Source organism: Pseudidiomarina insulisalsae (assembly GCF_003987065.1).
GTDB classification, from domain to species: Bacteria; Pseudomonadota; Gammaproteobacteria; order Enterobacterales; family Alteromonadaceae; genus Pseudidiomarina; species Pseudidiomarina insulisalsae.
Genome location: NZ_PIPY01000002.1, coordinates 277,210 through 299,265, shown reverse-complemented (window position 1 = coordinate 299,265; position 22,056 = coordinate 277,210). Strand labels below are relative to the sequence as shown.

At 53.1% G+C, this 22,056-nt stretch carries 24 protein-coding genes; 13 read left to right on the top strand and 11 right to left on the bottom strand.

What is annotated here, in order from left to right:
- Positions 1-2: 2 nt before the first annotated feature.
- The 4 genes from trkA to def are packed head-to-tail and all read right to left on the bottom strand — an operon-like array spanning position 3 to position 4,139.
- Positions 3-1,379: a Trk system potassium transporter TrkA gene (trkA, locus tag CWI71_RS02905; protein ID WP_126753756.1), complete on the bottom strand. Its 1,377-nt coding sequence runs from the start codon at positions 1,377-1,379 to the stop codon at positions 3-5.
- Positions 1,379-2,680 (bottom strand): 16S rRNA (cytosine(967)-C(5))-methyltransferase RsmB, encoded by a 1,302-nt coding sequence (gene rsmB / locus CWI71_RS02900; protein WP_126753755.1) that lies wholly within the window; start codon positions 2,678-2,680, stop codon positions 1,379-1,381. The genes trkA and rsmB overlap by 1 nt, the downstream gene beginning before the upstream one ends.
- Positions 2,673-3,626, bottom strand: a complete 954-nt coding sequence (gene fmt / locus CWI71_RS02895; RefSeq protein ID WP_126753754.1) for a methionyl-tRNA formyltransferase — start codon at positions 3,624-3,626, stop codon at positions 2,673-2,675. The genes rsmB and fmt overlap by 8 nt, the downstream gene beginning before the upstream one ends.
- Before the next feature lie 6 nt (positions 3,627-3,632).
- On the bottom strand, positions 3,633-4,139 hold the full coding sequence (def, locus tag CWI71_RS02890) for a peptide deformylase (RefSeq protein WP_126753753.1): 507 nt from the start codon (positions 4,137-4,139) through the stop codon (positions 3,633-3,635).
- 81 nt (positions 4,140-4,220) lie between these two features.
- Between def and CWI71_RS02885 the strand changes: the two genes are divergently transcribed.
- The 6 genes from CWI71_RS02885 (at position 4,221) to hemF (ending at position 8,824) form a co-directional block, all read left to right on the top strand.
- Positions 4,221-5,333, top strand: coding sequence for a LysM peptidoglycan-binding domain-containing protein (locus CWI71_RS02885; RefSeq protein ID WP_157981040.1), 1,113 nt, complete (start codon positions 4,221-4,223; stop codon positions 5,331-5,333).
- 31 nt (positions 5,334-5,364) lie between these two features.
- Positions 5,365-6,411 (top strand): DNA-processing protein DprA, encoded by a 1,047-nt coding sequence (gene dprA / locus CWI71_RS02880; RefSeq protein ID WP_126753751.1) that lies wholly within the window; start codon positions 5,365-5,367, stop codon positions 6,409-6,411.
- Between the two features lie 2 nt (positions 6,412-6,413).
- Positions 6,414-6,887: a DUF494 family protein gene (locus CWI71_RS02875; RefSeq protein ID WP_126753750.1), complete on the top strand. Its 474-nt coding sequence runs from the start codon at positions 6,414-6,416 to the stop codon at positions 6,885-6,887.
- The gene (locus CWI71_RS02870) at positions 6,888-7,283 is read left to right on the top strand and encodes a DNA topoisomerase family protein (protein WP_126753749.1); all 396 of its coding nucleotides are present in this window, start codon (positions 6,888-6,890) and stop codon (positions 7,281-7,283) included.
- 69 nt (positions 7,284-7,352) lie between these two features.
- Positions 7,353-7,904, top strand: coding sequence for an L-threonylcarbamoyladenylate synthase type 1 TsaC (gene tsaC / locus CWI71_RS02865; protein ID WP_126753748.1), 552 nt, complete (start codon positions 7,353-7,355; stop codon positions 7,902-7,904).
- Positions 7,905-7,906: 2 nt separating this feature from the next.
- The gene (gene hemF / locus CWI71_RS02860; protein ID WP_126753747.1) at positions 7,907-8,824 is read left to right on the top strand and encodes an oxygen-dependent coproporphyrinogen oxidase; all 918 of its coding nucleotides are present in this window, start codon (positions 7,907-7,909) and stop codon (positions 8,822-8,824) included.
- Here the strand turns inward: hemF and CWI71_RS02855 are convergent.
- On the bottom strand, positions 8,821-9,237 hold the full coding sequence (locus tag CWI71_RS02855) for a group II truncated hemoglobin (protein ID WP_126753746.1): 417 nt from the start codon (positions 9,235-9,237) through the stop codon (positions 8,821-8,823). The two genes, hemF and CWI71_RS02855, sit on opposite strands and share 4 nt — an antisense overlap.
- Between CWI71_RS02855 and aroE the strand changes: the two genes are divergently transcribed.
- The gene (gene aroE / locus CWI71_RS02850) at positions 9,236-10,069 is read left to right on the top strand and encodes a shikimate dehydrogenase (protein WP_126753745.1); all 834 of its coding nucleotides are present in this window, start codon (positions 9,236-9,238) and stop codon (positions 10,067-10,069) included. The two genes, CWI71_RS02855 and aroE, sit on opposite strands and share 2 nt — an antisense overlap.
- Here the strand turns inward: aroE and CWI71_RS02845 are convergent.
- Positions 10,066-10,332 (bottom strand): hypothetical protein, encoded by a 267-nt coding sequence (locus CWI71_RS02845; RefSeq protein WP_126753744.1) that lies wholly within the window; start codon positions 10,330-10,332, stop codon positions 10,066-10,068. The genes aroE and CWI71_RS02845 overlap by 4 nt on opposite strands.
- Before the next feature lie 556 nt (positions 10,333-10,888).
- Here CWI71_RS02845 and polA point away from each other — a divergent pair.
- A complete protein-coding gene (gene polA / locus CWI71_RS02840; RefSeq protein WP_126753743.1) occupies positions 10,889-13,672 on the top strand; it encodes a DNA polymerase I in 2,784 nt (927 codons plus the stop codon).
- 187 nt (positions 13,673-13,859) lie between these two features.
- Here polA and CWI71_RS02835 read toward each other — a convergent pair whose 3' ends face one another.
- Positions 13,860-14,762 (bottom strand): DMT family transporter, encoded by a 903-nt coding sequence (locus tag CWI71_RS02835; protein ID WP_126753742.1) that lies wholly within the window; start codon positions 14,760-14,762, stop codon positions 13,860-13,862.
- The gene (yihA, locus tag CWI71_RS02830; protein WP_126753741.1) at positions 14,752-15,366 is read right to left on the bottom strand and encodes a ribosome biogenesis GTP-binding protein YihA/YsxC; all 615 of its coding nucleotides are present in this window, start codon (positions 15,364-15,366) and stop codon (positions 14,752-14,754) included. Before yihA ends, CWI71_RS02835 begins: the two co-directional genes overlap by 11 nt.
- A gap of 113 nt (positions 15,367-15,479) precedes the next feature.
- Here yihA and CWI71_RS02825 point away from each other — a divergent pair, with 113 nt between their 5' ends.
- The 3 genes from CWI71_RS02825 (at position 15,480) to CWI71_RS02815 (ending at position 17,570) form a co-directional block, all read left to right on the top strand.
- The gene (locus CWI71_RS02825) at positions 15,480-16,106 is read left to right on the top strand and encodes a c-type cytochrome (RefSeq protein WP_126753740.1); all 627 of its coding nucleotides are present in this window, start codon (positions 15,480-15,482) and stop codon (positions 16,104-16,106) included.
- A gap of 527 nt (positions 16,107-16,633) precedes the next feature.
- Positions 16,634-17,119, top strand: a complete 486-nt coding sequence (yihI, locus tag CWI71_RS02820; protein WP_126753739.1) for a Der GTPase-activating protein YihI — start codon at positions 16,634-16,636, stop codon at positions 17,117-17,119.
- Positions 17,112-17,570, top strand: a complete 459-nt coding sequence (locus CWI71_RS02815) for a DUF2489 domain-containing protein (protein ID WP_241967595.1) — start codon at positions 17,112-17,114, stop codon at positions 17,568-17,570. The genes yihI and CWI71_RS02815 overlap by 8 nt, the downstream gene beginning before the upstream one ends.
- Here the strand turns inward: CWI71_RS02815 and CWI71_RS02810 are convergent.
- Positions 17,563-18,870, bottom strand: coding sequence for a metal-dependent hydrolase family protein (locus CWI71_RS02810; RefSeq protein ID WP_126753737.1), 1,308 nt, complete (start codon positions 18,868-18,870; stop codon positions 17,563-17,565). The two genes, CWI71_RS02815 and CWI71_RS02810, sit on opposite strands and share 8 nt — an antisense overlap.
- 165 nt (positions 18,871-19,035) lie before the next feature.
- Between CWI71_RS02810 and cysE the strand changes: the two genes are divergently transcribed.
- Complete coding sequence (gene cysE / locus CWI71_RS02805) at positions 19,036-19,833, top strand: serine O-acetyltransferase (protein ID WP_126753736.1); 798 nt, start codon at positions 19,036-19,038, stop codon at positions 19,831-19,833.
- Positions 19,834-19,902: 69 nt separating this feature from the next.
- Here the strand turns inward: cysE and CWI71_RS02800 are convergent, their stop codons facing one another.
- Together CWI71_RS02800 and CWI71_RS02795 are read right to left on the bottom strand one after the other, a co-directional pair.
- The gene (locus tag CWI71_RS02800; RefSeq protein ID WP_026861200.1) at positions 19,903-20,109 is read right to left on the bottom strand and encodes a cold-shock protein; all 207 of its coding nucleotides are present in this window, start codon (positions 20,107-20,109) and stop codon (positions 19,903-19,905) included.
- A gap of 198 nt (positions 20,110-20,307) precedes the next feature.
- Positions 20,308-20,856, bottom strand: coding sequence for a hydrolase (locus tag CWI71_RS02795; protein ID WP_126753735.1), 549 nt, complete (start codon positions 20,854-20,856; stop codon positions 20,308-20,310).
- A 111-nt stretch (positions 20,857-20,967) separates the two neighbouring features.
- On the opposite strand from CWI71_RS02795, the gene CWI71_RS02790 reads away from it, so the two are divergent.
- On the top strand, positions 20,968-22,053 hold the full coding sequence (locus CWI71_RS02790; protein ID WP_157981039.1) for a GGDEF domain-containing protein: 1,086 nt from the start codon (positions 20,968-20,970) through the stop codon (positions 22,051-22,053).
- The last annotated feature ends 3 nt before the right edge of the window (positions 22,054-22,056 follow it).

The following is a 22,056-nucleotide window of genomic DNA, read 5'->3' as shown; positions in this document are numbered from 1 at the left end:
GCCTAGAAGAAAAGGGCGCTGGGCTGAAAGAGTCGCTCGACTTCGCGGATGTATTTTTTGTCGACCAGAAACAGAATCACGTGGTCGTCAGCATGCAAGACGGTGTCGTCGTGCGCAATCATAACTTCATGGCCACGGACAATGGCGCCAATGGTAGTGCCGGGCGGCAATTTGATTTCGCCGATGGCTTTACCGACCACCTTCGAGGTCTTCTCATCACCATGGGCTATGGCTTCAATGGCTTCGGCAGCGCCTTTGCGCAATGAGTAAGCATTGACAATGTCACCTTTGCGAATCAGGGATAACAACGCTGAAACAGTGGCACGCTGCGGTGAGATAGCGATATCAATAACATCGTCCTGAACCAAATCGACATAGGCCTGGCGCTGAATCAGAACCATGGTCTTTTTCGCGCCCATTTTCTTCGCCAGCATGGCCGACATGATATTGGCTTCATCGTCATTGGTCACGGCAATGAAAACATCAACGTCTTCAATATGCTCATCACTTAGTAGCCGCGCGTCGGAAGCATCGCCTTGTAAAATGGTGGTATGGCGTAGTTGCTCGTTAAGCATTTCGCCGCGCTCGAGATTTTTCTCGATGAGTTTAACGTGGTGATTCTCTTCTAACAGGCGTGCCAGACCTGCGCCGATATTACCGCCGCCGGCAATCATGATGCGGCGATACTGATGCTCCAGCTTTTGCATTTCTTCCATGACCATGCGCACGTAGCGGGTGTCGGTAATAAAAAACACCTCGTCCCCGGCCTCAATGATCGTCGTGCCCATTGGTTTAATGGCTTTGCCCTGACGGAAAATGGCAGCTACGCGGGTTTCAACGTTGGGCATGTGCTCTTTCAGTGACGAAATGGCATGGCCTACCAACTTACCGCCATAGTAGGCTTTCACCGCGACCAGACTAGCGCGGCCGCTGGCAAATTCCATGACCTGCAATGCGCCGGGGTAGTCCACCAGGCGTTTTACATACATGGTAACTTGCTGTTCGGGCGAAATAATATGATCTACCGGCACGTCGTCCTTGTGAAACAGCCGATCTTTAAAGTCGATGTACTCTTCTGAGCGAATTCGGGCGATGCGTTTAGGGGTGCGATACAGCGTGTAGGCAATCTGGCATGCCATCATGTTGGTTTCATCGCTGGGTGTGACCGCAATCAGCATGTCGGCATCTTCACAGCCGGCATTGCGCAGTGCTCGCGGGTGCGCAGCGTGCCCTTGCACGGTGCGGATGTCATGGCTCTCGGAAAGCTCTGTCAGGCGGCCGGGGTCAATATCGACCACGGTGATGTCATTGTCTTCACCGACTAAGTTCTCTGCCAGTGTACCGCCAACTTGTCCACCACCAAGAATGACTATTTTCATTATTGTTTTTCCACACTTGCGTAAAAGAAACCGTCACCCCCCTGATCGCCGGGGAGGCGTTGCCAGCAAATTGCGCCGTCTGGCGCGGTCGGTAGGCCTATAGCATCACTATGACGCGTCAAAAAGGCCTCAACCTGCTGTCGATTCTCAACCGGCAAAACAGAACAGGTCGCATAAACTAACCTACCACCTGGTCGTAGTAATGGCCAGAGAGCGTCCAGTAAGGCGCTTTGTAGTGCTGCCAGTTGCTCAATATCCTTGCGTCGACGCAGCCATTTTATGTCCGGATGGCGGCGAATAACGCCGGTTGCCGAACAGGGCGCATCCAGCAAAATACGGTCGTAGAGCTGGCCGTCCCACCAGCTGTCAGGACTGCTGGCGTCGCCGCTGATAATGGTAGCATTCAGCTGCAGTCGATCCAGGTTCTCCCGTACTCTTTGCAAACGTTGTGGTTCAATATCCAGGGCATGGACAGAGGCCTGCGGCGCGAGTTCGAGCAAGTGTGCTGTCTTTCCGCCGGGCGCGGCGCAGCAGTCGAGAATGCGTTCACCGTTCTGCGGCTGCAGCAGGTGCGCGGCGTGTTGCGCGGCAATGTCCTGTACTGAGAACCACCCTTGGGCAAAGCCCGGCAGCGTGCGCACGTCCACCGCGTGGCGTAGTTGCACCGTTTCAGCGAATGGAGCAGGCGCGTCATGTACCTGAAGTTCGGGGTCAAATGCCGTTAAAGCCGCAGTAAAAGCCGCGACAGAGGTTTGCTGCGTATTAATCCGCAGCCACATTTGCGCTTGCTGATTATTTGCTGAGAAAATATCAGCAGCTGCCGTCGGGTAGGCGGCTTTGATTGTGTCCGCCAGCCAGCGCGGGTGACCGTGAGCGAGGTCGGCATCGGCCTGTACGCGCGTCAGCAGCGGCTCGCGCTGGCGCTGCAAGTTACGTAATACGGCATTGACCAGACCCTTTTGCCGGCGTTTTTTCAGTGTTTCGGTTGCTTCCACGGTAGCTGCAACCGCGGCATGATCGGAGGTTCCCATAAAGAGAAGTTGGTAAGCGCCCACTAACAACAGGTGGTGCAGGATAATAAGGTCTTTTTTAAGCGGCTTGGTTAAAAATTCTGCTAATGCAGCATTTAGCAAAGGTAACTGGCGTAGCACGCCATAACATAATGACTGCACCATGGCACGATCGCGGCCTTCAAGGTGCTCGGTATGCTGGGGCAAGGCCTGAGTCAGTGAGCGGCCATGCTCCAGCACCTCAACCAGAATGCGGGCGGCGGCTGCTCGTGAGGCCGCGCCTTTACTCATGGTGAACCCCGGGCAATGGCGCAGTTACGGGGAACTGCTCGCTACGGCCGTTGAGAAAGTCGGCGGCGGGCATCGGCTTTTTGCCGGCTGGCTGAAGTTCAGTAATGCACAAGGCCTGGTCGGCCGTTTGCACCACAACACCGTTCTTATCGGCTTGTAGCACGGTGCCAGGGGACTGCTGCTGCCCCGGTACGACCTGAGCGCGCCAAACCTTCACTACCTCGCTGGTGGCGCTGCGCAGCCATGCGACCGGCCACGGATTAAACGCGCGAATCCAACGCTCGAGTACCGCTGCAGGCTGCTGCCAGTCAAGTTGCGCTTCTTCTTTGGAGAGTTTATGCGCATAGGTCACTTGGGCTTCGTCTTGCACGGTGGCTTGCGCCAGTTGCGCAGGTAAGTCGTGGAGACACGCCAACAAGGCCTGCGGGCCAAGCTGCGCGAGCTTGTCATATAAACTGGCGGAGGTTTCGTCAGCGGCGATAGCGACCGACTGCTCCAGTAACACCGGGCCGGTATCAAGACCTGCTTCCATTTGCATGACCGCGACACCGCTGCGGCTGTCACCGGCCCAGATGGCGCGCTGAATAGGAGCGGCGCCGCGCCAACGTGGCAACAGCGAGCCGTGTACATTCACACAACCATAGGTAGGCAGGCGTAGTACCGCCTCAGGCAGAATCAGGCCATAGGCGACCACCACCATCACGTCAGCATGATAGGTCGCCAGTTGCGCCTGCGCGTCAGCATCTTTCAGTGAAACAGGTTGTTCTACCGGCAGGTCGTGCTGTAGCGCGAGTTGTTTTACCGCGCTGGCTTGCAGTTTTTTGCCGCGGCCGGCGGGCCGGTCAGGTTGGGTGTAGACGGCCACGACCTCATGCGCATCGCTTTGGAGCAATGCGGCAAGGTGTCCCGCAGCGAATTCCGGAGTACCGGCGAAGATGATACGCATCCGGGACTACACCGCGCTTAGCCGGGCTTCTTTTTCCAGCTTTTTGCGAATACGGTCGCGCTTCAACGGGGACAGGTAATCCACGAACAGCTTGCCATTCAGGTGATCAAGCTCGTGCTGGATACAAATCGCCAGCAGGCCTTCAGCGGTTAACGAAAATTCTTCACCATTACGATCCAGTGCCTTGACGGTTACTTTGCTGGCGCGCTCGACTTTCGCGTACACGCCCGGAAAGGACAAACAACCCTCTTCATTAGCGAATAAACCGTCTTTTTCGGTAATCTCAGGATTAATAAAAACGAGCGGTTCGTTTTGATCTTCACTACAATCAGCTATGAAAAGGCGTTTGTGCACATTGACTTGTGTCGCAGCAAGGCCTACACCATTAGAGTCGTACATGGTTTCGAACATCGCATCAATGGTGTCGCGCATACTATCATCTACACTAGAGATAGGTTCGGCGACGGTGCGTAAACGTTCGTCTGGGTATTTTAAAATAGTTAATTTAGTCATAACTCGTCATTCGCTAGTTTCATCTTGCCTAATTTTAACGTAATTTGAGGATGAAAACACGAGTTTACAATGGAGCTCAACATGACTACGTGGCGATTCCAAACGATTGCGGTGATCGGTTTTTTGCTGCTACCCCCAGCAACGGCGTTCGCAACACAACAAAACGATACCTCAGCGACCACCACCACGCGTGGTGACGTCATTCGGTTGCGCGAAGACGCGCCGCGCGAATACGTGGTGAAAAAGGGCGATACGCTTTGGGATATTTCGGCAATGTATCTGAACGACCCGTGGTTATGGCCTGAGTTATGGCGGGTCAATGAAAGTATTGCTAATCCACATTTGATCTACCCGGGCGACCGCCTTTATCTGAGTTGGGTCAATGGCCGGCCGCAACTGAGCCGGAAAGCCTTTAAGTCGTTGGCGCCCGAAGGACAGCTGGAACAAAAAGCCGACCCCATTCCCACCTTTGACCGGGCAGCGCTGGAGCCTTTCCTGGCTGGCCATCATATTGCCAGTGACAGTGAAATCAAACAACTGCCGCTGATTCTGGGTGACAACCGCGGCGCACCGCGCATTAACGGGATGGCGCCGGTGTATATCAAAGGCGATGTTGAGCTTGATAGCAAATACCGGGTGTTCACGCCAGTGGACAGTTGGGATGGCTATACCTTGTTGCGCGACGTAGCGGGCGTTCGTATTAACCTGCACCATGTCGATATGATTGAAGGCGAGCTGATTCAGCCCGAGCGGGAAATTCGTCGTGGCGATGTGGTTCTGCCACCGCAACCGACACAGCTGCCCCCCATTATTGTGCCCTCTAGCGGTGCGCCGGTGGATGGCTACGTGATTGGCTCGTTAAACGCGCGCAATAAGCACGGCAAATATGACATTGTGGTACTCGATAAAGGTCGCGCCGATGGTGTCGAGATGGGCCAGATGTTCCAGGCCGTGCGACCGGGCGTTGTTGTGTTTATGGATAACGAAAAGCCGGAGTTTGCGAATCTTTACAAGCCTTACGATGATCTGTCGCGGCAGTGGCGCGAAACCTTGCGTCTGCCGACCAAGGCCAGTGCAGAGCTGTTGGTGATAAAAACCTTCGAGCAGCAAAGCATGGCGATGGTCGTTGAATCGCACGACTGGTTCGAAGTCGGCACTTATTTTGTACCCAAGCTACTGAATAACGAAGATTAATTAAAAATTCATCACTGCACAAGGACGTGCTATGCAACCTCGACTTGTTGACCTGCTGGCGTTGCAGCGACTCGCTGCCACCGAACGTCGTCAGGTAATGAAGCGCGCCAGCTTTGCCGCCTGTCAGGCGCTGCTTAAGCCTCACGTTAATGCGATTCCCGAGCGCTATCTCACAACGCTCGAAGATTGGTTGCGTGGCGCACCTGACGGACAGCGTAAAGTTCTCCACTGGTTCTCGCCTGATTATCCTGAGCAACTACGCACCATCGAGAAGCCGCCACTGGTGCTTTTCGTCGCCGGCCAAACCGAGCTACTGAGCTTGCCGCAGGTGGCAATTATCGGCAGTCGCAAGGCCAGCCCTCCGGCGCAGCATAATGCCAGTTACTTTGCTGAACATCTGACGCGCGCAGGGGTGCTGGTCAGCAGTGGACTGGCGCAGGGCGTCGATCGTGCTGCCCATCAGGGAGCGCTGATCGCCGGCGCAACGCTGGCGGTGCTTGGCACCGGACCTGATATTGCTTATCCGCGTCAGCATCGGCCGTTACAACAACAGATTGAGCAGACCGGGGTTATCGTTAGCGAATTCGCCCCGGGGACGCCAGCGAAAGCTGATCACTTTCCACGGCGTAACCGTATTCTAAGTGGACTGGCCCGCGCGGTGCTGGTCATTGAAGCGAAACTGAAAAGCGGCTCGCTGGTAACCGCGCGACTGGCGCTTGAGCAAAACCGCTCGGTGCTGGCATTACCCGGTAGTATCTGGGATCAGGGCATGACAGGTAACCTGCGGCTGCTACAACAGGGCGCTGCGCTGGTCAGTCAGGTCAATGATGTGCTGAATGAGTTGCAATTGCCGAGAATGGCCCCATATCAACCAGAACAAGGCCAAAATAATTGTGAGCGAAGCTTGGCAAACCCGCAATTGTTGGCTAATGTGGGCAATGAGGCTACATCGATAGACACTATCGTTGCACGCAGCGGACTACCGGTCGCTGTGGTTTCAGAGCAGTTGGTGTTATTAGAATTAGAAGGCCGGGTAGCTTCAGTCGCCGGTGGTTATATTAAAGTGGGGAGGCGCTAAAGATGTTTGATATCCTCATGTATCTGTTCGAGAACTTCATCCACTCGGATGTTGAGGTAGTGGTGAACCATGACGAGCTTACCGATGAGCTCACGCGGGCGGGGTTCCGTCAGCAGGAGATTCACAAAGCTCTGGCCTGGTTAGAACGTTTGGCCGACCTCCAGGACAGTCAAACCAAACCTTACCTTAATCGTTCTCAAAGCAGTGCAACACGAGTGTTTACTGCAGAAGAGACCGCGCGTCTTGATTGTGCCAGCCGTGGCTTTTTAATGTATCTGGAGAACCTTGGTGTGCTCGATTTCGCCACCCGCGAAATGGTGATGGATCGCGTCATGGAACTGGATATGCCGGAAGTCACACTGGATGATCTGAAGTGGGTGGTACTCATGGTCCTGTTTAATGTACCTGGGTGCGAAGACGCTTACAGTCAGATGGAAGGCCTGTTGTTCGAGGAACCGGAAGGCCTGCTGCATTAAATGAGTGACAACTTCCTTGAACCTCAGTCACTGGGCGTTCCGTGCCCCCGGTGTCAACGTGAACTGCAACTGAAAAAGGGGCGTTATGGCCTGTTTGTCGGTTGCAGTGGCTATCCCGACTGTGACTACATGACCGCAGCGGACTTTGATCCGGGCACTGACGTGCCATGTCCGGCATGCGCAAGCGGCAAGCTGGTACAAAAAACCAGCCGCTATGGGCATTCGTTTTATGCCTGCGACGCTTATCCCACCTGCAAGTTTTCCGTTCCGTTGCCGCCTGTGGCAGAATCCTGCCCTAAATGCGAATTCCCGATTCTTCTCCGTAAGAAAACTGCCGCTGGCGAACGCCTGATCTGCGGCAATTCAGATTGTGATTTTAAGTCGGAAATTCGCTAAGCTAACACCGATATCGTGGGCCGAAGATGTTCATAAGAATGAGTAGGCCTTTCGCGCAGGAGATCTTAAATGGATTGGCAGGCTGCAAAGACAGCGTTTACCGAAGGTGGGATTATTGCTTATCCGACCGAGGCGGTATTTGGCGTTGGTTGTGACCCACGCAATCAGCAGGCAGTAGAAAAATTATTAGCCCTGAAGCAACGGCCGCGCGAAAAGGGCCTGATTCTGGTCGCGGCGGACTACAGCCAGGTGGTTGCCTTCGTTGCCGATCTGAAAATACCACAGGACAAACGGTTTGCGGTTTTCTCGCATTGGCCGGGCCCCGTCACCTTACTGTTACCTGCGGCACCAGGCGCGCCGGACTGGCTAACCGGCGGCAGTGACAAAATTGCCGTGCGGGTGACGGCACACGAACCCACCCGTCAGCTGTGTAGTGCCCTGGGAAGTGCTATTGTCTCTACCAGCGCCAATGTCAGTGGTGCGCCGGCGCTTACCGATGCCGCTGCGGTGCGGGCACAATTTGGCAACGACGTAGCCTGGGTGATGGACGCCGAGACCGGCGGCGCCGCCAGCCCTTCGAAAATTATTGATCCACTTACACAACAGGTTTATCGGGTTTAATTATGAGTCATCCCGCACTAACTGAAGTCATTTCCTATTTAAAAAATCTGCAGGACCGCATTTGTCAGGCGCTCGAGCAAGCCGACGGCGGCGCCAAATTTCACCAGGATAACTGGCAGCGCGAGGGCGGTGGTGGTGGCCGTTCCCGTGTGCTGCGTAATGGCGCTGTATTGGAGCAGGGCGGCGTTGGGTTCTCGCATGTGTACGGTGAGCAGATGCCAGCCTCGGCCACGGCGCATCGCCCGGAGCTGGCCGGACGTAACTTTAATGCCTGTGGGGTGAGTCTGGTAATGCACCCGCACAACCCGCATATTCCGACCAGCCATGCCAATGTGCGCTTTTTTATTGCCGAGAAAGAGGGCGCCGATCCGGTCTGGTGGTTTGGCGGTGGTTTTGATTTGACGCCATTTTACCCGGTCCACGAAGACATCAAACACTGGCACGAGGTTGCTAAAGCTGCGCTCGATCCGTTTGATTCAGCGCTTTATCCGAAATTTAAAGCCTGGTGTGACGACTATTTCTGGCTTAAACACCGAGGTGAAACGCGGGGCGTCGGTGGGCTTTTTTTTGATGACTTGAATGACCGCCCGTTCGAGGAATGTTTCGCCATTATGCGTGCCGTCGGCGACGCCTATCTGGAAGCTTATCTGCCAATTATCGAAAGGCGGAAGAATAATCCTTATGGGGAACGTGAACGTGATTTTCAGCTTTACCGGCGCGGTCGCTACGTTGAATTCAACCTGGTCTGGGATCGCGGTACGCTATTTGGTCTGCAGACGGGCGGGCGTACCGAGTCGATTCTCATGTCGATGCCACCCTTAGTGCGCTGGGAATATGGTTATGAGCCTGAGCCAGGTTCGGCCGAGGCGCGGCTCTATCAGGATTATCTGCGCCCGCGGGACTGGCTCAATGAGCTTTAGTCAGTGTTGATCATATGGTGAGCGAGCCGGGTAAACTGTTGTTTTAATTGCATATGCAATAAGGGATCGGCGACTTGCTCATCCAGTACCTGATACATACACAGTAACCATTGATCGCGCATTTTGATGTCGACGCGAAAGGGCAAGTGGCGTGCGCGCAGGCGCGGGTGACCGTATTTTTCAGTAAAGAGTTGCGGTCCGCCCAGCCAGCCACTGAGAAACTCGAAAAACTTTTGCCGGATAGCGGTCAACGGCTGTGGATGCAGGGCGAGTAGTTCACGGGCACGGGGGTCCGTTGCCATAATATCGTAAAACCGCTCCGCCATGGCTCTGACAGCAGATTCGCCGCCGAGTTGCTGGTACTGCGAAGGAGGCTCAACAGCCGCTTTTTTACCTTTGAGAAATGATAGCATGACGCAATTTACTGTATTTGGAAATCCGATAGCTCACAGTCTTTCACCGCAAATTCATCAACAGTTCGCGGCGCAATTCAACTTGCAGCTTGACTACACGCGTAGTTTAACATCGAAGCAGGGTTTTGCGGCAGCGGTGGCCGGTTTTTTTCGTCGCGGCGGCGCTGGCGCAAATGTTACGGTGCCATTTAAAGAAAAGGCAGCGGGCCTGGTGACCCATCTTACTGCACGGGCAGCGAAAGCGGGCGCGGTGAATACCTTGATCCCACTTGGATATGGCCAATTGGCAGGCGATACCACGGACGGCGAAGGGCTGTTGCGTGATTTGCAGCGGCAGTTAGCAGAGGCTGCGCTAGCGCGAACCGTGATTATCATCGGCGCAGGGGGCGCAGCCCGTGGCGTTATCGAGCCATTACAACAAGCCGGCGCAGAGGTCGTAATCACCAATCGCAGCGCCGCGCGCGTGGCGCCATTGCTGGAACGCTTTTCTGGTTTGCAGGCCCTTGACTATAGTGCGCTGGCGCAGGCACCCCGGGCGGGCCTGGCGACCGACGCTATTCTGATCAATGCCACGTCTGCATCGCTAACTGCAGAGGGTCTTCCCGTTCACCCAGACTGGTTTGCTGGTAGCGTACTGACCTATGACATGATGTATGGCAGAGAACCAAGCGCGTTTCTGCAGCAAGCTCAGCGTACGGGGGCAGGAAAAACAGCAGATGGTCTGGGAATGTTGGTTGAGCAGGCGGCTTTGGCATTTGCCCTATGGCATGAGGGAAAGGTGCCCGATACCGACCACGTGGTGTCGGTACTTCGTGCTTCACTCAGCCGTTAATTACGGATAGTGATTTGCGGCTTCAGGTCGACTTCGCCTTGTTTGTTGACGGTCGCATACTCCTGATTGCGGCGCACAACAGCGAGTGGCCCGACGGTTGGCAAGTTACGGATAAATGCCAGCTCGAAGCCAAATTTATTGAGCTGATAGACCCCAAACTTCTGGTCCATCGTCAAGCGCTGCCACCACTGCTGCGGATCAAAAGCACTGCGGCGTCGTTCACCTTGCGGCTGGGTATCGCCGGTCATAGTCGTATGGCTCATTTCTGCAAGCTCCATTAGACGCTACCTCTTTTTCGACAAATGTATCTGCGAACAAGCAAATCTTAGTATGACGATGATCATATAAAAGCTCAACCTGTATTTCTGATTACAAAATAATCTAAACGCCAACTTTGATATGCGAAAAACATTCTAAAAATGAGTCAACCCGATCTGGCATTCGTACCAACTTGTGGTAGTCTTACTTTTCGGTTGGCCATGGTGTCACCGAAGTTTGCTTCCCGACGGTTCAAATTCGTTAATTACACACTTATTAGAACCTACGCAGAGAACCAAACAAAAGATCAGTTTCCACAACTGACACAAAATAAAAAAATAAAGCTGTCAGGGAATTTGAAGTTCATTTATTCCCAGTAAAATCAAGATGTTACGGCTATCCTGACACTGTACGGCACTCCCGTTTAGCACAGTGCGGTAGGCTATTGTCAACAGACTTATCCACAGATTATTCACTTTTCCGGAGAGCGCCCAACTAGCGTGAAACCGGTGACTGTGGCATGCTTAGCGGCAACATCTGAACAGAAAAGCTAATTGAGTTATGGCCGCACAAGAAACGCCCCAGGTTCCCGAAAACCCCTTTATTTTGGTGGATGGTTCATCCTATTTATTTCGCGCGTTTTATGCGCCGCCACACCTGACCAATTCCGCTGGTGAGCCGACCGGCGCCATTTATGGTGTGGTGAATATGCTGCGCAGTCTGATCAAGAAATACCAGCCTTCGCATATGGCGGTGGTGTTTGACGCAAAGGGCAAAACCTTCCGTAACGATATGTTTGAGGATTACAAAGCCAACCGGCCACCGATGCCGGATGATCTGCGCTCACAGATCGCGCCCCTGCATGCAATTGTGAAGGCGCTGGGGTTACCGCTACTCTGCATCGATAATGTCGAGGCCGACGATGTCATAGGTACGTTGGCGCGTGAGGCGGGTGAGCAGGGCCGCTTTACCCTGATCAGCACCGGCGATAAGGACATGGCGCAGTTGGTTAATGAGCACGTCATGTTGATCAATACAATGACCGATACTTTGCTTGACGAGCAGGGTGTAGTCGAGAAGTTTGGCGTGACACCGGCGCAAATTATTGATTTTCTGGCCCTGATGGGCGATAGCTCCGATAACATTCCGGGACTACCGAAAGTTGGCGAGAAAACCGCACTGGCGATGCTGCAGGGGATGCAGTCGATTGACGCCATGTATGACGATCCGGAAAAGATTACCGGTTTAGGGTTTCGCGGCGCTAAAACCATGCCGCAGAAACTGGCCGAGAATAAAGAGCTGCTGATGCTCTCGCGTGAACTTGCCACCATTAAGCTCGACGTCGATCTTGATGGCATTAAACCGGCGGACCTTGAGATTCAACCGGCTGATAAAGAAAAGCTCATTGAGCTTTACAAGGAATGCGAGTTCCGCCGCTGGCTCGACGAAGTGCTGCAGGAAGGGCCGGTAACCGCGCGCTCAGAAAAGGCTGCGGACGCGACGCAAAGTGAATCGCTGACAGCCATCAGTGCCGATGATTATGAAGTTATTTACACGGAACAAGCCTTTAGCCAGTGGCTTGAGAAGTTAAAACAAGCCGAGGTGTTCGCGTTTGATACAGAAACCACCAGTTTAAATTACATGGAAGCCGAGCTGGTGGGTGTTTCGTTCGCGCTGGCGCCAGGTCAGGCCGCGTACGTTCCGGTCGCACATGACTACCCCGGCGCGCCCGATCAACTGCCGCGTGACTGGGTATTGAACCAACTAAAACCCTTGCTCGAAGACGCGCGGGCAACCAAGGTCGGGCAGAATCTAAAATACGATAGCCATATCTTACGGCGCTATGGTATCCGCCTGGCGGGTATTAAAAACGATACCATGCTCGCTTCCTACGTATTTAACAGTGTTGCGTCGCGCCATGATATGGACAGTTTGAGTCTGCAATACCTTGGACACCGCCCGATTGCGTTTACCGACATTGCTGGTAAGGGAGCTAAACAACTCACCTTTAATCAGATCGGCCTGGATCAGGCAGCGCCTTATGCTGCCGAAGATGCCGATGTCACTTTCCAACTGCACGAAAAGCTCTGGCACGAAGTAAGTCAGGAAGGCTCGCTCATCAGTGTGCTGACCGAGATCGAATTACCTCTGGTACCGGTGCTGGTGGATATGGAGCAGCGAGGCGTGCAGATTGACGCGCAGTTATTGGCCAAACAGAGCAATGAAATTGCGCTGGAGCTTGCCAAGCTTGAAGAGCAGGCTTACACCATTGCCGGTGAAGAATTTAATCTGGGCTCGCCCAAGCAGCTACAGGCCATATTGTTTGAAAAGCTCGAACTGCCAGTCCGTAAGAAAACGCCCAAAGGCGCCCCATCTACCGCAGAAGAAGTATTACAGGAGCTGGCGTTAGATTACCCCTTACCTGATGTGATTATGCGCCATCGGGGCCTGAGCAAGCTGAAGTCAACTTATACCGACAAATTACCGAAGATGGTGAATCCGCGCACCGGGCGTATTCATACCTCCTATCATCAGGCCGTTACCGCGACCGGCAGGTTGTCTTCAAGTGACCCGAACTTGCAGAATATCCCCATCCGCACGGAGGCCGGACGGCGCGTCCGTCAGGCATTTACCGCACCTGCGGGTTATCAGATTATGGCGATTGACTACAGTCAGATCGAACTGCGCATTATGGCGCACTTGTCACAGGACAAGAACCTGCTGGAAGCCTTCTCGAAAGGCCGCGATATCCATAAGGCGACGGCTGCAGAAGTCTTTGGCGTGAAGCTTGACGACGTGACTGCCGAGCAACGTCGTCGTGCGAAAGCGGTTAACTTTGGCTTAATTTACGGTATGTCGGCGTTTGGGCTCGCCCGCCAGCTCGATATCTCCCGTAATGAGGCGCAGGACTATATGGATAAGTATTTCGAGCGCTTCCCCGGCGTGCATGATTATATGGAAAGCAAGCGCCAACAAGCTAAGCGTGATGGCTTTGTTGAGACGCTGTTCGGCCGACGTCTGCATTTACCTGAAATTCGCGCGCAGAATGCGGCGCGGCGAAAAGCGGCGGAGCGCGCTGCGATTAACGCCCCGATGCAGGGAACTGCAGCAGATATCATTAAATATGCGATGATTAAGGTCGCTGAGTTCATGCGAAAAGAAGTTACGGACGCGCAGGCCTGGATGATTATGCAGGTGCACGATGAACTGGTTTTTGAAGTGCGCGATGATCAGGTTGAGCGACTGCAAAAAGCGCTCGTCGAAGTTATGGAAAGTGCGGTTGAACTCGACGTACCACTTATTGCCGAAGCTGGTGTAGGCGCCAACTGGGATGAGGCGCATTAAGCGCGCTAAAAAGTTTTTTTATTTTTTTTGAACTTATTAAAAGGGGCCGGGTCAGAGTTAGTGAAAGGCGCATTAAACGAGAAATTTTGTTCCGTTTGCGAAGTCCTTTCAGAGATGTTCTCTCCCTGGATTGTAAGTTTTTTGCCCGGCTCCCAGCCGGGCTTTTTCTTTTCTGCTTGGCGCGTTTTTATCGCGGTGTATTCACTGGCGGACGCTTGCGCTTATTGGCAATCCAGACCCCGGTCAGAATCGCCGCCAGCCCCGCACCTTGCTGCAGGTAAAATGGTTCGCCATCAAGGATGCCCAGAATTAAGGCAACGATTGGGATCAGGTAAGTGACCGAGCTGGTAAAGGTGGTGTCGGTCAATTTCACTACCGTATTAAAAATCACCAGCGCCATCGCGGTACCGACAATGCCCAACAGCAAAATGGCACCCAACGGAAACCAGGCCTCAGGTTGTTGTAGCTGCGCAGTAAACGGCGTAGCGATGAGCAAATAAATAAGTGCTGCCGGAGCAACCAAAAATAGCGATACGCCGGTAATGGTCAACGCACCGAGATCGGGAATATGATGTTTTATCAGGTTGAGATTCAGGCCATAGCAAATGGTCGCCGCGATAATTAACAGCCCATAGCGGTTAAACTCAAATGCGCCGTTCGCGGACGCGGTGACCAGCAGTAGCGTACCGACAAGGCCTATGATAATCCCCAGCCATTGTTGCACCCGCACGGTCTGGCGAAATAACATCACGCCGATGATCAGGGTCGCCAGCGGCGTAAAAGTATTGAGAACTCCGGTCACCCCCGATGGCAAATCGGTCTGCGCAAAGGCAAACAAGAAGGCCGGAATAAAGCTGCCGACCAGACCGACACAGATCAGTTTCCACCAATGGTGGCGATGCACGGTCTTAAAGCGGTGTAAAATAAAAGGCAGCAGAACGAAGCCCGCCGAGGCGATACGAATGGCCGCCAGTTGGTCTGGAGCAAAGCCCAGCAGCCCTTTTTTAATCAGCAAAAACGAACTGCCCCAGATCAGCGCCAGTAAGCCTAATAACAGCCAGGCTTTTAAAGGAGGCGCTTCATTCTCCATCTTGCGTTAACCATTCGGTCAACTTGGCCTCGACCAATGGTAGTCCAAGCTTATTCAGAGAGGAAAACATTTCGACGGTCACGTCACCGCCAAAAACTAATGCCGCTTCCCGTGCCTGCAGCAGCGTTGACTTACGCGCGCCGGGCTTGAGCTTATCGGCTTTCGTCAGTAGCACCAGTACCGGAATGTCACAGTCAGTGGCCCAGTGCAAAAGTTCCTGGTCGACATCGCGGTAAGGGTGACGAATATCCATTAACAACACCAGCCCTTTCAGCGACTCACGCTTTTGCAGGTACTCGCTCAGCGCGCGCTGCCACTTCTCTTTCACCGCAATCGGCACTTTCGCGTAGCCATAGCCGGGCAAATCAATCAGGCGCTTACCCGGTGCTACTTCAAACACATTAATCAGCTGGGTGCGGCCAGGGGTTTTACTGGTACGGGCCAGGTTGCGCTGCCGTGTCAGTGTATTGAGCGCGCTCGACTTACCGGCATTGGAGCGACCGGCAAAGGCTATTTCGACGCCATCGTCAGCGGGTAACTGGCGAATATCGGCGGCACTTGTGATAAACACTGTGGGTTGAAAGTTAAGGCTTGTTGATTCCATGATTTTCAAAATGCTTCGAAGGAATGCGTATGCTAACACGATTAGGCGTTTAATCCTTACAACTTTTGTGTAAAATAGCGACTGTTACAACATCCAGAGCAGAGAAATCGATCATGAAAAAAATCGCATTGTTCGTTGGGCTTTATTTAGGTTTCACTGGCGCCGTTATGGCGGCCACAGGTGATGCTGAAGCCGGAAAGCAAAAATCAACAGTTTGCGCCGCATGCCATGGTCAAACCGGTAGCTCGCCTTCCGACATGTATCCGAAACTGAACGGACAGCATGCCTCGTATCTGAAGAAACAGCTACATGATTATCAGCTGGCAAGCGAGACCGGTGGCGAAGAGGGGCGCGTGAACGCAATCATGCAGGGCCAGGCGGCCAACCTGAATGATCAGGATATTGCTGATCTGGCAGCATACTTTGCCAGCCAGGATCCGATGCAAGGCACCGCTCCTGAAGACGTGGTAGAGCCGGGGCAGGCCCTTTATATGGGTGGTGACGAAGAACGCAAGATTGCTGCTTGTGTAGCCTGTCATGGTCCGCGTGGTGATGGTATGGGTCTGGCAGCTTTTCCTGACGTTTCAGGCCAATATTCAAGTTACTTGAAGACCCAATTGGAAATGTTCCGTAGCGGTGAACGCGCCAATGATATGAACGGTATGATGCGCGACGTGGCAAGTAAATTAACCGACCAAGACATCGAAATTTTGTCTCAATACATCTCTGGATTGTATTAAGAACAGAATAGCGAACGGTCAAAAAAGCAGCATCCAGGTGCTGCTTTTTTATTTTTATGTTACAAGTCAGCGCTCAGAAAGCCCATAAAAACCAAGCTATAAACCTATAGAGCATAAAAAACATATTTTTTAGATCATAAAAATCATTGATAAAAATTTTCGATTCAGTAGTCTGAATGCCATTCCAAATGACGGGAATCGCTGCGCAAGCGTCACCCACCGGTTGCTGAGTCAACTTACGGATTTAATCCAGGGAATAACAACAGGCCAGGAGGCCGTTGCTGACCAAGCTACTTATAATAAAATCAAAAGCTCGGTTAATGCGCGAAAAAATAACAATAATAATAATAAACTGCATGGAAGTTATAATTAACAATCAAGGATGAATTGACAACCGTTCTCATGAATCGCACGTGCGCTGTGTGACAAAGAGAGAATACCCTAGGCGATGCTTCGGCATCGCCTTTTTATTTTCCCGCACTGTAAGTTAAACTACACCTATCTCCCTCATTGGAAAATCAGAGTCTATGACGCGTAAGAAGAAGACCCGCAAAACAGGCCCTTTGGCGCCGGCAAAAAAGCCCAGAGAAGAACAGCAACGTAAAGCACCGGAAACGACGCGCAAGCATAAAGGCAAGGGCAAGCGTCCGGGCTCCCGCTTTAATGTTGAACGACCGGCGCAGCGCAGTTCCAGCGGCAGCTCTGCTGCACAAGATCCGCGCAAGGGCAGCAAAAAGCCCATCCAGTTGGTGAGCGCAGCGGCGACCACCGCGACGACTGTTAGTCAGTCCGCATTTAACCGTGCGGCTGCCGAAGCCGAGTTACAAGCGTTGGAGAATGACGTACGTTTGCAGCAGTTACTGGCGGCAATTGAAGCCGGCACCGATCTGACTGCTGAAGAAGAAGCGTATGTAGATGAACGTACGGAACGTTTTGAGCAGCTGGCACAACAGTTAGGCCTGTCGCTTGATGGCGACTACGAAGACGACGACTGGGAGGATGATGATGACTGACATGCCATGGTGGTTGTGGCTGCTGATAGCGTTAGGCGCTATCGTCATTGCCGCGCTGGCTTTCATTGCCGGACGCTTATTGAGTCAGCTGAAGAGCCAGAACGAACGCCGCGACGTGGCCATTGGTCAACGCAATGAACGTTTGCAGGAAAGTATTGTGACCATTGCCAAATCGATGGATCAGGGCCAGTGTCCGCTATCAGAAGGTGCCTTGCGTCTGGTTGTACTGCTTGATCTGCGGGTAGAGCGGGGTCCGCGCGCATACAGTGAGCGTTACCCGGCCTTGCATGACATGTATGAGCGTATAAAGCATATGCCCACGCACGGCGCGCGAAAAGAATATCCTAAGGCAGAAATTCGCAAAATGGATGATGAGCGCGAGGGCTATGAGAAAGAGCTGGAGGACGCCATTCTCGCTGACGTCCGCCAACTGCTGAAAGACTTTAATTAAGCGTGTTTTTATAAACCTGACCGTCTTTCATGACCAGGTTGATTGCGCCAAGCGCGTCGATATCGGTTAGCGGGTCACCGCTGGTAGCAACGATATCCGCGCGCTTGCCCACTTCCAGGGTACCAAAATCATCAATGGTGCCTAACAGGGTCGCGGCTTCAAAAGTGGCCGCTTTAATCGCCTCCAGTGCAGGCATGCCTGCTTCTACCATGTAACCGAACTCACGATAGTTCTCGCCGTGATCAAAGACACCGGCATCGGTACCAAAAGCGATCTTAACGCCTTGTTTATAAGCTTCGGCAAAGGTGCCCTGAATCTTAGGCCCGATGGCTTTCGCCTTCGGTTGCACTAGCTCGGGGAAGAAGCCCGGGATCTCTGCGCGCTCGGCAACAGACTTGCCTGCGGTAATGGTTGGGACGTAGTACACGCCTTTAGCCTTCATTGCGGCCATAACTTCGTCGTCCATATAGGTGCCATGCTCAATCGAGTCCACGCCGGCTTCAATGGCGCGCAGCATACCTTCTTTACCGTGGGCGTGGACGGTCACTTTCATCTCGTAATCGCGCGCGGTATCGACCACCGCCTTTAGCTCGTCCATCATAAACTGCGGGTTCTGACCACTTTTAGCGACACTTAGCACACCGCCGGTTACCGTCAGCTTAATTAAGTCGGCACCGTCCTGATAGCGTGCACGCACGGCTTCACGCGCCTCGTAGGGCCCGTTAACAACGCCATCTGCAGGGGTAGGACTCTCGTACAGACCTTCTTTGGCGCCATTGGTTGGGTCAGCGTGTCCGCCGGTCGTAGCAATGGATTTACCGGACGTAAAGATACGTGGGCCGGTCACTTTACCTGCGTTAATAGCGTTGCGCAGGGCAATACTCGCATTATAGGAGTCGCCCAGATCACGCACTGTCGTGAAGCCAGCATCAAGGGTCCTTTGCGCGTAGTTGACTGAGTCGAGCGTGACATCTGCCGCGCTCTTGGTGAATTTATGAATATAGCTGCCCGCCGCCATTTCTGAGGTCAGGTGCGTATGCATGTCGATAAAGCCAGGCATCACCGTACCATGACGGCGGTCGATGACGGTATCGTCAGCATCCGCTTGCTGAAAGCCAGCGACAATGGCTTTAATGCGGCCGTCAGCGATAACAATAGTCTGATTGCTTTGTGGTACCGCCCCGGTACCATCAATCAACTTGCCCGCATAAAGCAGGGTATCCGCATGCGCTGCGGTGCCAGCAAGAAGTAAGCTCGCCGCAGTCATCGCAGCAGCTAAAGGAGATTTTCTCAGGGTCATGGGATCCTCTGTCGGTTTTATTGCGTAAAACACCACCTTACGCCCGGCTGGTAAAACAAATCAAGCACTGCGCTACAAACACACCGCAGAAAACGGCGCGGTTAACGCAAGCCGTCGGAAATTGATATACTAGGGGCATTACGCAACCATGGGATTGAAAGAGACATGTTCAAACGCATCCGCGAAGACATACGCAGCGTTTACGCCCGCGACCCGGCGGCGCGCAACTGGTTCGAGGTTTTAACCACCTATCCGGGCCTGCATGCCATTTGGTGGCACCGTCTCAGCCACCGGCTATGGCGGTGGCGGCTGTATTGGCTGGCACGCTTTACCTCTAACCTGGCGCGCTGGTTTACCGGAATTGAAATTCACCCTGGTGCCCGTATCGGCCGCCGTTTCTTCATTGACCATGGTATGGGCGTGGTGATTGGCGAAACCGCAGAGATTGGCGACGATGTGACGATTTATCATGGCGTGACCCTGGGTGGCACTAGCTGGGATCATGGCAAACGTCATCCGACGTTGGCTGATGGCGTGGTCATTGGTGCCGGCGCGAAAGTTCTGGGTCCCATTCAGGTAGGTCGTTCAGCGCGAATTGGTTCAAATGCTGTAGTAGTGAAGGATGTTGCCGAGCACACGACAGTTGTCGGTATTCCGGCCCGTGTCGCCAGTAGTGGCAAAGTTGACAAGCAGGTCAGCGAGCGGCGTGCCGCTATGGCCAAGCAGTATGGTTTTGATGCCTACGCCATCTCACCTGATAACCCCGATCCGGTCGCAACGGCCATCGGGCGTATGCTTGATCATGTGCATGTGTTGGACCAGAAAGTCTCCGATCTCTGTGCGGCGGTGAACAAGCTCGGCGGTAGTGTCTGTGAGGAGTTGCCAGAGGTAGAGCTGGACGACATGGATTTTTTCACTGAAGAACAGGCTGCCGCGAAGCGACGGCAGAAAGACGAGACATAAAAAAAAGCCGCTCACTGAGCGGCTTTTTTTAAATTCGTTTCGCTAAAAGCGCGTTGCAAAAGCAACGTCTTACATAGGTACTACGTTTTCAGCTTGTGGACCTTTAGGGCCTTGAGCGATAGTGAACTGAACAGTTTGACCTTCTGCTAAGGTTTTGAAACCGTCAGCCTGGATAGCGCTGAAATGTACGAATACGTCTGCGCCTTGCTCTTGCTCGATGAAACCGAAACCTTTAGCTTCGTTAAAGAATTTTACTTTACCAGTTACTGTAGACATGCTGAATATTCCTCGTAATGCATGTGAAAAATCTAGGGTATTGCTAAAAAATACGTGTATTACTTGGGACTTACAAAACGAGGTACAGCGATAGACTTCGTAACAGGCCACAATTAGACAGCCGAATTTTTCTAGCGACCCCAAGTATACGCTCATCTCATCACCTGTCAAATTAAGTTTTTCAGTGAGCGCTAAAATTTAGCCGCGAATCCAATTTTTGGTGATCGTGCGAAACGTATCCGTGCCACTTTTATGCAGCCATTCGTACGCCGCCATTTCGGAGGTAATCACTTCCACGCCATGGGCACGCATGCGGGCTAACGCAGCCTGTTTGTCAGTTTCGCGGCGTGAGCCAATAGCGTCTTCCACCACAAAAACCCTATACCCAGCCTGCAGCAGATCCACTGCGGTCTGCAAAATGCAAACATGGGCTTCAATGCCCATGAGCACTACTTGGTGTTTATTGCTTTCTTTCAGTGCATCGACAAACTGTGGCTCCTGCCAGGCACTGAAATGCAGTTTTTCGATGACCCGGGAGTTTTCAATAATTGCGGATAGATCGTCTACACTTATGCCCAGGCCTTTGGGGTACTGCTCGGTGACAACTGTTGGCACCGTCAGCTCATGAGCAATTTCACCCAGCCAGCGCATACGGCCGATGACCTGGTCGCGTTGGTGGATAACAGGTGCGAGTTTTTCCTGAACGTCAATAAAAACGACGAGTGAATCTGCGGCATTAAGCAACATGGCCGGCCTCTTGGTTTAACAAATTGATAAAGTCACATTGTGCCGTAATCTGCTTGCTATTCCTACAACTTGGCGATAGCTTTGATGCAACGGAATGAAAAAAGACTCCTTATGCAACGGACCGAACCTACGCAACTGACGCAGTCAGCCGATACGCTGCTACGAAAGTTTAAAATCAAGGTCACCGGCAATATCATCTGGGCGGGTGGCATTACTCAGTTAATTCTCTCGGGCGCGCAGTTTGTGTTAGGGAATGTGGTACAGGCCTGGCTGATTCTCAGTGCCGGCGTCTTCTTTAGCGCGGTCGCCTGGTTCTACCACGGCCAACGAATTCCGGTGCTGGTGAGAGTGGCGTTTATTACGTTGCTTACCGCCATTACCATGATGTCGATGGTCCTGAACGGGCATATCGGGGTCTATTGGACCTACCCGATCCTGGTTGCGTGTTTTTTCCTGTTTAGCGGTGCCGTCAGTATTGTCGCGACGCTCATGCTGGCCTTGCTGTTTGCAGTCACTGCGTTTTATAGCATTCCCCTCGATGAGAGTTGGCGCCTCACGGTAACCCTACTCATTATCTGCGCGTTAGGCTCGGTATTCGTGGTGTTACTGGACGAACTGCAAAAACTGTTACGTAAGCTTGTGGTCACTGACACTTTAACCGGCTTACAAAATCGTCATTTAGTGCAGCAGGTACTGGAACGTGCGATCTACCGGCTGCAGCGCTACCAGCGCCCGGCAAGCCTGATCATGGCCGACCTTGATCACTTTAAGCGCCTCAATGACACCCATGGACACTTGTTCGGTGATCAAATTCTTAAACAGGTCGCAGAGCGCATGCATACCGTGCTGCGTCAGGACGACCAGCTATTCCGGGTCGGCGGCGAGGAGTTTCTAATTGTGCTTGCAGAAGCGTCCGAGGCGGATGCCGCGACGGTCGCCGAAAAATTACGCAGCTTAATTGCGGATCAAACGTTTAAGGGGAAAACCGCCGAGGTTTCGGTGACCTTGTCGTTGGGCGTGGCGGAGCTGAGTCCTCGCCATACCTGGGTCGAGTGGCTCAATGCCGTGGATACTGCTTTACTTAATGCCAAACGTCTGGGACGCAATCAAGTGCGCCGCGCCAGTGAAACTAAACCCGAAAAAAGCGCACAAAGTGGCATCGGGGCAATCATAGAAGCAAACAGCGAGGCCAACTAGGCA

Excerpts from the sequence above, each read along its gene's own strand:
- CWI71_RS02825 (WP_126753740.1), top strand. The coding sequence starts at position 15,480 with ATGAAAAAAATCGCATTGTTCGTTGGGCTTTATTTAGGTTTCACTGGC.
- CWI71_RS02795 (WP_126753735.1), bottom strand. The coding sequence starts at position 20,856 with ATGTTGCTTAATGCCGCAGATTCACTCGTCGTTTTTATTGACGTTCAG.
- CWI71_RS02790 (WP_157981039.1), top strand. The coding sequence starts at position 20,968 with ATGCAACGGACCGAACCTACGCAACTGACGCAGTCAGCCGATACGCTG.
- CWI71_RS02815 (WP_241967595.1), top strand. The coding sequence starts at position 17,112 with ATGACTGACATGCCATGGTGGTTGTGGCTGCTGATAGCGTTAGGCGCT.
- cysE (WP_126753736.1), top strand. The coding sequence starts at position 19,036 with ATGTTCAAACGCATCCGCGAAGACATACGCAGCGTTTACGCCCGCGAC.
- yihA (WP_126753741.1), bottom strand. The coding sequence starts at position 15,366 with ATGGAATCAACAAGCCTTAACTTTCAACCCACAGTGTTTATCACAAGT.
- CWI71_RS02845 (WP_126753744.1), bottom strand. The coding sequence starts at position 10,332 with ATGAGCCATACGACTATGACCGGCGATACCCAGCCGCAAGGTGAACGA.
- CWI71_RS02885 (WP_157981040.1), top strand. The coding sequence starts at position 4,221 with ATGACTACGTGGCGATTCCAAACGATTGCGGTGATCGGTTTTTTGCTG.
- CWI71_RS02870 (WP_126753749.1), top strand. The coding sequence starts at position 6,888 with ATGAGTGACAACTTCCTTGAACCTCAGTCACTGGGCGTTCCGTGCCCC.
- def (WP_126753753.1), bottom strand. The coding sequence starts at position 4,139 with ATGACTAAATTAACTATTTTAAAATACCCAGACGAACGTTTACGCACC.
- trkA (WP_126753756.1), bottom strand. The coding sequence starts at position 1,379 with ATGAAAATAGTCATTCTTGGTGGTGGACAAGTTGGCGGTACACTGGCA.
- dprA (WP_126753751.1), top strand. The coding sequence starts at position 5,365 with ATGCAACCTCGACTTGTTGACCTGCTGGCGTTGCAGCGACTCGCTGCC.
- hemF (WP_126753747.1), top strand. The coding sequence starts at position 7,907 with ATGAGTCATCCCGCACTAACTGAAGTCATTTCCTATTTAAAAAATCTG.
- CWI71_RS02835 (WP_126753742.1), bottom strand. The coding sequence starts at position 14,762 with ATGGAGAATGAAGCGCCTCCTTTAAAAGCCTGGCTGTTATTAGGCTTA.
- CWI71_RS02800 (WP_026861200.1), bottom strand. The coding sequence starts at position 20,109 with ATGTCTACAGTAACTGGTAAAGTAAAATTCTTTAACGAAGCTAAAGGT.
- CWI71_RS02810 (WP_126753737.1), bottom strand. The coding sequence starts at position 18,870 with ATGACCCTGAGAAAATCTCCTTTAGCTGCTGCGATGACTGCGGCGAGC.
- yihI (WP_126753739.1), top strand. The coding sequence starts at position 16,634 with ATGACGCGTAAGAAGAAGACCCGCAAAACAGGCCCTTTGGCGCCGGCA.
- fmt (WP_126753754.1), bottom strand. The coding sequence starts at position 3,626 with ATGCGTATCATCTTCGCCGGTACTCCGGAATTCGCTGCGGGACACCTT.
- CWI71_RS02875 (WP_126753750.1), top strand. The coding sequence starts at position 6,414 with ATGTTTGATATCCTCATGTATCTGTTCGAGAACTTCATCCACTCGGAT.
- rsmB (WP_126753755.1), bottom strand. The coding sequence starts at position 2,680 with ATGAGTAAAGGCGCGGCCTCACGAGCAGCCGCCGCCCGCATTCTGGTT.
- tsaC (WP_126753748.1), top strand. The coding sequence starts at position 7,353 with ATGGATTGGCAGGCTGCAAAGACAGCGTTTACCGAAGGTGGGATTATT.
- CWI71_RS02855 (WP_126753746.1), bottom strand. The coding sequence starts at position 9,237 with ATGCTATCATTTCTCAAAGGTAAAAAAGCGGCTGTTGAGCCTCCTTCG.
- polA (WP_126753743.1), top strand. The coding sequence starts at position 10,889 with ATGGCCGCACAAGAAACGCCCCAGGTTCCCGAAAACCCCTTTATTTTG.
- aroE (WP_126753745.1), top strand. The coding sequence starts at position 9,236 with ATGACGCAATTTACTGTATTTGGAAATCCGATAGCTCACAGTCTTTCA.